At 68.5% G+C, this 10,512-nt stretch carries 12 protein-coding genes; 5 read left to right on the forward strand and 7 right to left on the reverse strand.

Going from position 1 to position 10,512, the window contains the following annotated elements:
• Positions 1-46: 46 nt before the first annotated feature.
• Positions 47-205 (reverse strand): hypothetical protein, encoded by a 159-nt coding sequence (locus ADK52_RS43085; RefSeq protein ID WP_199828548.1) that lies wholly within the window; start codon positions 203-205, stop codon positions 47-49.
• A 198-nt stretch (positions 206-403) separates the two neighbouring features.
• Here ADK52_RS43085 and ADK52_RS25640 point away from each other — a divergent pair, with 198 nt between their 5' ends.
• From ADK52_RS25640 to ADK52_RS25655, 3 genes are all read left to right on the forward strand, one after another.
• Positions 404-1,009 carry a recombinase family protein gene (locus ADK52_RS25640; protein ID WP_053692190.1) on the forward strand — a complete coding sequence of 202 codons (606 nt, stop codon included), beginning with the start codon at positions 404-406 and terminating at the stop codon, positions 1,007-1,009.
• Between the two features lie 555 nt (positions 1,010-1,564).
• The gene (locus tag ADK52_RS25650; protein WP_159046030.1) at positions 1,565-3,511 is read left to right on the forward strand and encodes a DEAD/DEAH box helicase family protein; all 1,947 of its coding nucleotides are present in this window, start codon (positions 1,565-1,567) and stop codon (positions 3,509-3,511) included.
• The gene (locus ADK52_RS25655) at positions 3,508-4,143 is read left to right on the forward strand and encodes a hypothetical protein (RefSeq protein ID WP_159046031.1); all 636 of its coding nucleotides are present in this window, start codon (positions 3,508-3,510) and stop codon (positions 4,141-4,143) included. The genes ADK52_RS25650 and ADK52_RS25655 overlap by 4 nt, the downstream gene beginning before the upstream one ends.
• 396 nt (positions 4,144-4,539) lie before the next feature.
• Here ADK52_RS25655 and ADK52_RS25660 read toward each other — a convergent pair whose 3' ends face one another.
• Complete coding sequence (locus ADK52_RS25660; protein WP_063783936.1) at positions 4,540-4,878, reverse strand: DUF6233 domain-containing protein; 339 nt, start codon at positions 4,876-4,878, stop codon at positions 4,540-4,542.
• Positions 4,879-5,036: 158 nt separating this feature from the next.
• On the reverse strand, positions 5,037-5,171 hold the full coding sequence (locus ADK52_RS44605) for a hypothetical protein (protein WP_267887289.1): 135 nt from the start codon (positions 5,169-5,171) through the stop codon (positions 5,037-5,039).
• Between the two features lie 59 nt (positions 5,172-5,230).
• Between ADK52_RS44605 and ADK52_RS25670 the strand changes: the two genes are divergently transcribed.
• A complete protein-coding gene (locus ADK52_RS25670; RefSeq protein WP_053692196.1) occupies positions 5,231-5,893 on the forward strand; it encodes an HAD family hydrolase in 663 nt (220 codons plus the stop codon).
• Here the strand turns inward: ADK52_RS25670 and ADK52_RS25675 are convergent.
• Positions 5,874-7,091, reverse strand: a complete 1,218-nt coding sequence (locus ADK52_RS25675; RefSeq protein WP_053692197.1) for a hypothetical protein — start codon at positions 7,089-7,091, stop codon at positions 5,874-5,876. The genes ADK52_RS25670 and ADK52_RS25675 overlap by 20 nt on opposite strands.
• Before the next feature lie 192 nt (positions 7,092-7,283).
• On the opposite strand from ADK52_RS25675, the gene ADK52_RS25680 reads away from it, so the two are divergent.
• The gene (locus tag ADK52_RS25680) at positions 7,284-7,613 is read left to right on the forward strand and encodes a DUF6415 family natural product biosynthesis protein (RefSeq protein WP_053692198.1); all 330 of its coding nucleotides are present in this window, start codon (positions 7,284-7,286) and stop codon (positions 7,611-7,613) included.
• A gap of 263 nt (positions 7,614-7,876) precedes the next feature.
• On the opposite strand, the gene ADK52_RS44610 is transcribed toward ADK52_RS25680, so the two are convergent.
• The 3 genes from ADK52_RS44610 to ADK52_RS25690 form a co-directional block, all read right to left on the reverse strand.
• A complete protein-coding gene (locus ADK52_RS44610; RefSeq protein WP_078988592.1) occupies positions 7,877-8,110 on the reverse strand; it encodes a helix-turn-helix transcriptional regulator in 234 nt (77 codons plus the stop codon).
• A gap of 358 nt (positions 8,111-8,468) precedes the next feature.
• The gene (locus tag ADK52_RS25685; protein ID WP_053692199.1) at positions 8,469-9,506 is read right to left on the reverse strand and encodes an agmatine deiminase family protein; all 1,038 of its coding nucleotides are present in this window, start codon (positions 9,504-9,506) and stop codon (positions 8,469-8,471) included.
• Positions 9,507-9,566: 60 nt separating this feature from the next.
• The coding region (locus tag ADK52_RS25690; protein ID WP_159046032.1) for an urease subunit alpha at positions 9,567-10,512 on the reverse strand (946 nt) is incomplete at its 5' end.

A 10,512-nucleotide genomic window follows, 5' to 3' on the forward strand; every position in this document is an offset into this window, starting at 1 on the left:
CGGATGACCGCCCCTGCCGCTCGCGCGGCGGGGGCGCTTTGCTCTGTTAGACCGGCTTGCCGTTGAAGAAGCACTGGCCGCAGGTCGTGCAGACCTTGTCGCCAGTGTCGCTGCCTAGGTGGTACTCCTTCTCGATCTGGGGATGCTCGCACGGAGGGCTGCCCTTGTCGGCCCACTCGCGGCGGACCTGAATCGCTTCATGCATCTGCATGGGGCCGACCCTACGGCTGGCGAGTCAGGTGGGTCCAGCTTCGGATGGCTGTTCATCAATCGGTCGTTAGCTGCGCAGGCTGAACAAGTCGCGTTGCGGAGTCAGCGAGTTCACCCAAAGCCTTCATCAAACGTTTCATCAACTGCTAGCGTTCAAGAACTCATCCAAAGCGTTTGATGAATTGGAGGCCGCGTGGCACTCGTGGGACTCGTCCGCGTATCAACCGACAAGCAGAACGTCGACCGACAACACGACGCCCTCGACCCGATCTGCGTCAAGGTCTTCGAAGAGAAGGTGTCCGGCAAGCTCTCCGTCGACGAGCGACCGGGGCTCAGCGCCGCCCTGGCCTACCTCCGCGACGGCGACATGCTCTGCGTCCAGGAAGTCGACCGACTCGGCCGTGACACCCTCACCGGCCTGACCACCCTGGCCGAGCTCTTCCAGCGGAACATCTCCGTCAAGGTGCTGGACGGCGTCGGCGCCGGCGAGCACAAGGAGATGAATCTCCTGCTCGAACTCGCCCTAGTGCTGGCATCGGAGCGACGCCGCGACATCGTCAAGAAGACCAAGGACGGTCTCGTCGCAGCGCGGGCGCGCGGCCGGGTCGGCGGGCGCAGGCCGGTCATGACGGAAGCCCTCACCATCCAGGCAGTAGCACTGAAGGAGAAGGGCTTCACCCTGCGGCAGATCCAGCCCCACCTGCGGATCGCCGAGGGCAAGAACAAAGGAAAGAATCCGAGCATCGGCGCCATCTCGCAGGCCCTGAGCGCTCACGACTCCCACCAGGAGAAGTCATGAGTATGTCTCCAGCAGAGTTGGCCCTCCTGTCCACCGCTCCAACTGTCTCGGCCGCTCTGTTGGATGCGGCAGGTGCGGCGCCTGCTGGCGCCATCCCTGGACTCTGCAAGGGCGTCTACGGGTCGGCCGACCCGGACGACTACGCCGCCATCGTCACCCCTGAGCACGTTCTCTCGTGGGGCGTCGCCCTGATCGCGTCAGCCCGCGTCATCGATCCGGCTGTGAGCACCAGCTGGCCGGACCGCTCTTGGTCTGCCGGGCGAACCGCCGAGACCGTCGGAGCAGCTCACCGCATCCTGACTGAATGGGCTGAAGGCCGATCGGCGCGAGACGTAGCCGACCTCTATGTAGCAGCGTCCCGGGAGGTCCGCAGGGCCGAGGACGGCTGAGCTGTTCCATGCGCCCACCCCGCGAGGGGTGGGCGTTCTGCTGTGTAGGCCTCTGCTGTCAATCGGAAGATCAGCCATTCTGCATATGCGTCAGCCATATCGCTGCCACACTGGTGAATATCCGGCTACGTCCGGGCACGGGCCCCACCCCCAGAAGGGTTCCGCCATGCCTGAACCACCAGACACGCCAACGCGGCGCCGCTTCAGCACCAGCGAACGCGCCGCCCTGTACCTCGCCGCTGACGGGTACTGCACCCGCTGCGGCACCGATCTCGAATCTGGCTGGCACGCCGACCACGTGACTCCGTACTCCCTCGACGGCCCCACCGACGTCCTCAACGGACAAGCGCTCTGTGCCCCATGCAACCTGAAGAAGGGTTCCAAGCAGCTGATGCAGCTTCGCCAGTGGCAGCGCCGCGCCGTAGACGCCTTCTATGCATCCGACTCCGAGAACTTCCTCGTCTCTGCGACGCCCGGAGCAGGAAAGACCAAGTTCTCCCTGTACCTGGCTCAGGACCTCCTGCAGCGCGGCATAGTCGACCGGGTTGCCGTGGTCGCTCCGTCCGACAACCTGCGTGTTCAGTGGGCAGACGAAGCCTCGGCCGCAGGGCTGCCCCTCTACCCGGTCGCCCCCGGCGACAGCGACGGCTACAACAAGGCTGGCTACACCGGATGCGTCGTCACCTACCAGCAGCTACTCGGCACCGGCGGAAGCCTTATGCGGCACGCCATGCGCCGCCGGACCTTCGTCATCCTGGATGAGGTGCACCACGCGGGCGACAACAAGTCCTGGGGCGAGGCGCTACGGACCGCCGTCGAACCTGCCGTGCACCGCCTCTGCCTGACCGGCACCCCATGGCGACGGGACGCCACGTCCCCGATCCCGTTCGTCCGCTACGACACGGACGGGACTGTGGCCGTCGACTACGCCTACGAGTACGGGGCGGCAGTGGCGGATGGCGTCTGCCGGCGTATCGAGTTCCACGCCTACGACGGCGAGGCCCGATGGACCGACCCCGCCCGAGTGCGGCGCTCCACCATCGAGGAGAACGGCAAGTCCCACGTCAGTGTCGAGTTCACCGCCAAGCTGGGCGCCAACATGCCCGACGAGGACGTGTCCGCCGCCCTCGACACGGTGTACGAACCAAAGTACGCCTGGATGCCGTCCATCCTGGCGCAGGCCGACGCCATGCTGACCGAGGTGCGAGAAGACGTGCCCGACGCGGCAGGCCTGGTCATCGCAGAACGGCAGTGGCTGGCCCAGGGATACGCCGAGCTCCTGCAGCAAATCACCGGCACCCGCCCGCCCGTGGTGGTATCGGACCCGAAGGCCGACCCCGGCAGCAGGATCGCCAAGTCTCAGATCGACCAGTTCCGACGAGGTACCGGGCGGTGGATCGTCGCCGTCAAGATGATCTCAGAAGGCGTGGACATCCCCCGCCTGGCCGTCGGCGTGTACGCCTCCAAGACGCAGACCCCGCTCTTCTACCGCCAAGTCGTGGGCCGCTTCGTCCGCACCAGGCCCAACGAGGAGATCAACGCCCGCCTCATCATCCCGGCCGTGCCCGAGCTGATGCGGCACGCACGAGAGATCGAAGAGGAGCTGCGACACCAGCTGGAGATCGCGGCCGAGGAGGATGCAAAGGACCGCGAGGAAGGCGGGGGATCCAGCGGGCAGGGCATGCTGGACTTCCGGACGCCCCTCTCCGCATCCGAGTCCGTCTTCGACCGCGCCATCCTTCAGGGAGACGAAGTCTCGGCTGAGGAGCTCGCGTCCGCGCAGGCAAAGGCCCAGGAGCTCGGCATCCCTCGGGCCTACGCGGCGAATCTGGTTCCGCTCCTACGGGCCCAGGCTTCCCAGGCTCAGGTCGTAGCCACAGCTCAGCCCGTACCGCAGCCGCGAGAGGCCGAGATCCCGCACTACCGGCGCGAGAAGATGCTGAGGCAGGCAGTGGAGACCCTCGCCCGCAAAGTCGCGTACCGGCGTCGGGTCCAGCCGAAGGACATCAACATCGACCTGCTTCGTGCCGGCCACCCCAAGCGGTCCAAGGCCACCGTCGAGGAACTTGAGGCGATGCTCAAGACGCTCACAGGATGGGCGGCCGAGGCGTGACGGGGAACCCGAAGAAGAACGCTGCCCTGGTCGAGGCGCTTGGGTCTTCCCTCCGCAGCGGGGAGCACGGTCTCAAGACGGGCCCTGCACTACTGGTCCGCGTGCTCAGTGAGGGGTCCTGGCGGGAGTTTGTTACCCAACGGGGGGAGGCTGTCCGGTACGACCGGTTCGAAGACTTCGTCATCAAGCAGCCACTGAAAGGACTGGGCGCCTCGATGCGTCTGATCGAGAAGCTGGTCGAGTCGATCGACGACCCGGCCCAGCGCTCAGAAGCTCAGGGGCTCCTGGAGGCCGCGACGCAGCGGCAGCATGGTGGAGACAGGCACTCTAAAGCTTTCAAGTTGCATAACATACAACTTGAAGGGCGGGCGGAGGATGACTCTCAGAGCGCGCCCTCAGGCACCTCCCGCGCTGCCGGCCTCCGTCGCCTCCGCAAGGACCGCCCCGACCTCCATGCCGAAGTCCTCGCGGGCGCACTCACCACCCACGCCGCCATGGTGAAAGCCGGCTTCCGACGCCGCATGGTCACCATCCCCGCCGACAGCCCCGAGAACGTGGCCAAGGCCTTGCGTCGCAACCTCCCGCCCGAAGCGATCGCTCAACTGGCAGAGCTCTTGTCCGCAGAATCCTGACCTCGGCTCGGACGCCCGCCTCCGCATCCAGCGGGGGCGGGCTTCTTCGTGTCCGGAATCTTGCTCTGTCATATGCCTACCGGCCCGCCTGCCTGCGGGTCTACGGTGTGACTCCGGACCATCCCGGGCCCAGCGCCCTCCCGGCTCCCCACGGGAGGGTTGCCGCGCGCCTACGCCTCGGCGTCCGGCTGCTCCTCGTACACGTGTGGCTTCCCGCCCTGCCAGGCGATGACCTCCGAGTCGCCGAGGACCAGGTCGTCGGGCGGTCGCTGTAGGCGACGCCGAGGACGGTGTCGACACCGTGCACCCGGATCACGACCCGCCGGCCACCCGACGGGGAGATCCGGTGCACGAGGATCGGCGCATGCTCCATGGATCCAGGGTGCGACGGGCCGGTCAGTCCAGCACGCCGAGCTCCGCGTCGGGCCGGCAACACTCGCAGGCCTGCAGTTGGTCAACGCCGAGGGCTCGGAGTGCCGCGTCCCTGGTCAGCGCCTGCCGCCGGAAGCCCTTGCCGCCCATCGTGCAGCCACCGACGTGCACGGTGGTCGGCCGGCGGCCCAGGTCGAGCTCCAGCTCCCACTCGGCGGGCGGGGCGGGCGGCAGGCGCGCGGACAGCTCGGCGAGCCGCTGCTCCTCGGCGGCGATCCAGCTGCGGGTCCGCTCCAGGCCCTGCAGCTGCACCCGCTCCAGGAAGCGGAGCAGGGCGAGACGGGACGGCTGAGCATCGGACACATGTTCGAGTCTACGTCGATCGGCGCACGCCGTTGTCAGTGGCCGCCGCTAGCCTGTCCGTATCCCATTCACGGGTTGAGGCAAAAGCTGCGCCTCGTGCTTCATCCGCCCCATCGGACCCCGCCCCAGGGGACAGCGCCCGGTGGGGCGGACGCACGTCAGGCCGCCGGTACGACAGTCGCCCGCAGCCATGCGGCGAGGAGACGCTGGTACTCCTCCGACCCGGCCTCGCCGCGGGCGACGAGGGCACGGATCGCCTCGTTCAGCTCGGCAGCCTCAGGGGTCGGGATCATGTCGCACAGGATAGCGATCAGGACCGACAGTCGACCCCGGCCGCCCATAGGATCAGCCCATGATTCGAGCTGTCGTTTTCGACGTTGGCGAATGCCTGGTAGACGAGACCCGCGAGTACGGGACGTGGGCCGACTGGCTCGGCGTCCCCCGCCACACCTTCGCCGCCATGTTCGGCGCGGTCATCGCCCAGGGCCGGGACTACCGCGACGTGTTCCAGGCCTTCCAGCCCGGCTTCGACCTGACCGAGCAGCGGGATGCACGCGCCGCCGCCGGCAAGCCGGAATGGTTCGGCGAGGACGACCTCTACACCGACGTCCGTCCCGCGCTCGCCGCCCTCCGCGAGGCGGGCCTCTGGCTGGGCATCGCAGGCAACCAGACCGTGCGCGCCGGCGGCCTGCTCCGCGACCTGTTCACGAAGGACGTCGACCTGATCGGCACCTCGGACGACTGGGGCGCGAGCAAGCCCGACCCGGAGTTCTTCGTCCGCGTCGCGAAGGTCGTCCCGTTCGCGGCGGAGGAGATCCTCTACGTTGGCGACCGCGTCGACAACGACCTGCGCCCCGGCGCGAAGGCCGGCATGCACACCGCGCTCATCCGACGCGGCCCCTGGGCCACCATCCAATGGGACACCGAAGAAGCGAAGAAACTGCCGACCTTCCGGGTCGACAGCCTCCTCGAACTCCCCGCACTGATCAGCGGCTTCAATTCGCGAGAGCGCTGAGCATCGCACTCCAGCTGTACAACCGGTCATCGAGAGCACGAACGCACGGCTCGCCCTGCCATTGGGCGAGCTCGCGCCGTACCCCCCACACCCGCTCCATACCCGTCGCGTACCAGTGCGTCTCCAGTAGATCCAGGGCACGGACCGCGTAGTCACAGGCCGCCTCAGGCTGACCGGCTGCCGCTTCGACCGCGGCGAGGTCGCCGAGGACGACCGTCATCTGCTTGTCCGCGTCAGCCGGCAGATCCGCCATCACGCCGAGCAGCGTCTCCCGGGCCTGCGGCAGATGGCCGGCACGCAGCTGCACGTTGCCCTTGAACGCCGCCAGACGGACCGCACTGAACCAGTCCAGCCACTCCGGGGACGGATCCTCGCGACCAGCCGCCAGGACGTCCTCGCCGTGCGCGATCAGATTCAAGGCCGTCCGCGTGTTGCCGCAGCGGGTCTCGCACTCGGCCTCCACCGCGTCCAGCCACGCCAGCAGCTCCGCGGACGCAGGACCGCGCCGGGCCGACGTCCGGGCCATCGCCATCCGCTCCACCGCGCCCGCCCGGTCACCCGCCCAGCCCGGCACGAACGCCGTATGGGCGAGGATCGCCGCCCCGAGCAGCGCATCGTCCGCGTCACCAGCGGCCTGCAACGCGCGCAGCCACGTCTCCCGCGCCCGGCCCGGCTCGGACAGATCGAAGAATTCGATGCGGCCGGCCAGCAGCCAGGACTCGGCGAGCGCCGCCGCCACAGACCTGCGGATCACACCGGCCGTCGCCGGAAGCAGGGCGGCGCCGAGCGTCGCGTGCGCCGCCACCGCCGGATGCAGCGTGGCTGGAGCCACCGTCCAGTACAGGCGCCGATGCGCCCGGGTCACCGTGGCGAAAGCCGACGCCGCCGAAGCCGGCTGCGCCGCGTTCGGGACGGCCATCGGCGCCACCGGAGGCGTCCGCAGCACCCGGCCCGCATCCGCACCCGTCGGGGCCGGAAAACCGAGATCCTCGATGCTGGTGACGTGCAGCAGGTCGACGAGAGCACGCTGAAGGTCCGAGTACGGCATCGGCGGGTTGTCGGACTCCCAGCGGCGTACCTGGCGGGCGCTGACGCTCATCCCGCGGCGAGCCAGGGCATCGGCGAGGTCCTGCTGCGAGCGGTACCCGGCTGCCTGCCGCGCCGCCCTCAGGCGCGCATTGCCTTGCGGTCGGGACATCCCAACCTCCGTATGTCGTAGGGGCGGTGGCAAGTCTCCCAGCGGGGCCGCCTTGAGGCCACGAATCACCCACATGAGACCTCATGCGTCCGCAAAGCGGCCAGCAAGAGGCCGCTTGACGTCCTCGCCCTGCGTCCGCATTCGGGCCACGCTGTGCACCACCACCCGCCGCGGAGAGCAGGGACAGCCACTGTGACACCCCAAAAACCCCTGGACGGCGACGGCCTCGACGCCGTCATCACGCAAGCCCTTGGCCCCTACGGCCTGATGCCGTCGCCGGTTGAGGTCGCCCGCCTGACAGACCAGCTACTCACCTACGGGCAGCAGGCCATCACAGCCATCGAGACCCTCCCCGAAGCCGATCGGGCGGCCTACGTCAACGCGATCCGAGACTGGGAGTACCTGACCGCCACCGGGCCGACGGGCACGACCGCAGGCATCGCGAACTGGACCTACACCCGCGGCCTCGCCCGGGTCGTGCGACACCTCGCGTCCAGCCTGCGGCCGGCCGCCACCCCCTGACTCCCGCCCCTCCTGCTGCGGCGGCTACGGGAGGGGCGGGTACCAGCCAGACCCCACTCTGCGGAATGGTTGACTCCGGACCTACTCGCTCGTAGGTTCGACCCGTGACAGGGGCGACGAGCAGGACAGGCCTGGCAAAAGTTACACATTCGCACGGGGTGCGAACCCAGCGTGTAGATAAATGCGCGCCACACCCTTCCCGGGCTGGCATATGCCAGGCAGGATGAGAGCGTTCCCCGTGGCCGAAACTGGGCATAGGGGTGCTACGGCATGAGATCCCTCGCCGGGAGGCGGAGGGCGGCTGCAATACGGAAGAGGTGGCTGAGCTTGAGATCATTCTGACCAAGCTCGGCCCGTTGAACCGTGGAGCGATCCACCTCGGCGCAGTGCGCCAATTCCTCTTGCGTCATTTTCACACCCACCCGGGCGTCACGAATTCTCAGGCCTACCCGTCGGCGGGCATCGAGGATCCAGTCGGGTTGGTCTGCGGGACGCACCTACAAAAACTGAACCGAAGATCATCATAAGTCAGCAGCTATCTAGCCGCTTCACTGACTCATTCCGATTGGGAGCCCATAGCGAGGCCCCAATCCCGGAGATGACCGCCGGTCGGCTGCGGTACCCCCTCGGCGGCCGGCCGGCGGCAACAACTCCCCAAGAACGCCGAAGCCGGAGTGCAGTCCACCCCCCAAGGTGAGCACTCCGGCTTCGGCTTGTTCGATTCAGTCCACCCCCATGGGAGACAGATGGGAGTTGATCAAGGGGAACAACCGCGTGGATCCGCTAGGAACCGCCAGGATCCGCTAGATCAAAAGGATGTCTGCCCAGGTCAAAACCCATGGCTGCAGGTCAGGGTCAGACCTTCGGCTGCTGCTGGGTGATGCAGTGGATACCGCCACCCCCGGCGAAAATCGTACGTGCGTCAACCAGTGTCACGGTCCGCTCGGGGAACAGGCCGCGGAAGATCTCGGCGGCTTCCTCGTCGCGCGGGTCGTCGAACGAGCACAGCACGACGCCGCCGTTGCACAGGTAGTGGTTGATGTAGGAGTAGTCCACCCACTCCCCGTCCTCCTCCAGCACGGTCGGCGCCGGGATCTCCACGACCTCCAGCCGCCGGCCCTGCGCGTCCGTGGAGGAGCGCAGGATGGCGGCGATGGTCTTGCAGCGCTCGTGGTCCGGGTGGGCCGGGTCGGGCTGGGTGTGGACCATCACCACGCCGGGGCGGGCGAAGGCGGCCACGATGTCCACGTGGCCCTGGGTTCCGTAGGTGCCGTAGTCGCCGGCCAGACCGTAGGGCAGCCAGATCGCCTTGGTGGTGCCGAGGTGGGCGTGGATCTCCTCCTCGACCTGCTGGCGGGTCCACTCGGGGTTGCGCCCGGCGCCCAGCTGCACGGTGTCGGTGAGGAGCACGGTGCCCTCGCCGTCGACGTGGATCGCGCCGCCCTCGTTGACCAGCCGGGTGCTGAACGTACGGGTGCCGGCGAGGTCCGAGACGTGCCGGGCGATCTTGGAGTCGTGCTCCCAGCGGGCCCACTCCTGGGCGCCCCAGCCGTTGAAGGTCCAGTCCACGGCGGCCAGTTCGCCGGCCCCGTTGGTGACGAAGGTCGGGCCGATGTCGCGCATCCAGGCGTCGTCGAGCTCCCGCTCCACCAGCTGTACGTCGTCGCCGACGTGTGCGAGCGCGTTCTCGGCGTCACCGGGCGAGACGACCAGGGTCACGGGCTCGTACGTGCGCACCGCGCGGGCGACGGCGCCCCAGGCCTCGCGGGCTTCGGCGAGCTCCTGCTCGTTGGTGAAGGTCGGGTTGGGGCTCGGCCAGGCCATCCAGGTGCGCTCGTGGGGCGTCCACTCGGCGGGCATCTTGAAGCCGTGGTCCGTGGGCTTTGCAGTCATGGCAGGGTCCTTAAAGGCTGTGCGACGTACAAGCGGTGCTGATGTACAGGCTGTGCCGCATCACAAGAAGTACAGGCGGTTGAGGGAGACCGAGTCGGCCGCTTCGGAGCGCAGCGGGTCGCCGTCGAGGGTGACGAGGCCGCTGCGCGCGTCCACGTCGACCGCGCCCACCCGGGAGTTGAGGAGGAGGTTCCCGGGGCCGATGCCGCGGGTGCCGCGGACGGCGACGCGGCGCCGGCGGGTCGGCATCTCGTCGCTCCCGAGGGCGGCCGCGGCGGCCGAGACGAAGGCGACGGAGATGTCGGCGGCGGTGGCGCCGTACGCGCCGAACTGCGGTCCGAGGACCAGCGGTTCGCAGGTGTCGGTGGCCGCGTTGGGGTCGCCGGTGACCCCGTACGCGGGGAAGCCGGACTTGAGGACCAGCTGGGGCTTGGCGCCGAAGAACTGGGGGCGCCACAGCACGATGTCGGCGAGCTTGCCGACCTCGATGGAGCCGATCTCGTGGGCGAGGCCGTGGGCGATGGCCGGGTTGATGGTCAGCTTGGCCATGTAGCGCAGGACGCGGGCGTTGTCGTCTCCCTCGCCGTCGCCTTCCAGCGGGCCGAGCTCGCCCTTCATCTTGGCGGCCATGGCGAAGGTGCGGCGGATGGTCTCGCCGGCGCGGCCCATGCCCTGGGCGTCGGAGGAGGTGATGCCGATGGCGCCCAGGTCGTGCAGCACGTCCTCGGCGCCCATGGTGCCCGCGCGGATGCGGTCGCGGGCCATGGCGGCGTCACCGGGGAGGTCCGGCTTGAGGTCGTGGACGGAGACGATCATGCCGTAGTGCTCGGCGACCGCGTCCCGGCCGAAGGGCAGCGTGGGGTTGGTGGAGGAGCCGATGACGTTCGGCACGCCCGCCATCTTGAGCACGTTGGGGACGTGTCCGCCGCCGCAGCCCTCGATGTGGAAGGCGTGGATGGTGCGCCCGTCCAGGACGCGCAGGGTGTCCTCGACGGACAGGCACTCG

The organism is Streptomyces sp. WM6372 (genome assembly GCF_001279655.1).
Classification (GTDB): domain Bacteria; phylum Actinomycetota; class Actinomycetes; order Streptomycetales; family Streptomycetaceae; genus Streptomyces.

Coding starts and splice junctions, on each gene's coding strand:
- ADK52_RS43085 (WP_199828548.1), bottom strand. CDS start 205: ATGCATGAAGCGATTCAGGTCCGCCGCGAGTGGGCCGACAAGGGCAGC.
- ADK52_RS25650 (WP_159046030.1), top strand. CDS start 1,565: ATGCCTGAACCACCAGACACGCCAACGCGGCGCCGCTTCAGCACCAGC.
- ADK52_RS44605 (WP_267887289.1), bottom strand. CDS start 5,171: ATGATCCCGACCCCTGAGGCTGCCGAGCTGAACGAGGCGATCCGTGCC.
- ADK52_RS25670 (WP_053692196.1), top strand. CDS start 5,231: ATGATTCGAGCTGTCGTTTTCGACGTTGGCGAATGCCTGGTAGACGAG.
- ADK52_RS25675 (WP_053692197.1), bottom strand. CDS start 7,091: ATGTCCCGACCGCAAGGCAATGCGCGCCTGAGGGCGGCGCGGCAGGCA.
- ADK52_RS25685 (WP_053692199.1), bottom strand. CDS start 9,506: ATGACTGCAAAGCCCACGGACCACGGCTTCAAGATGCCCGCCGAGTGG.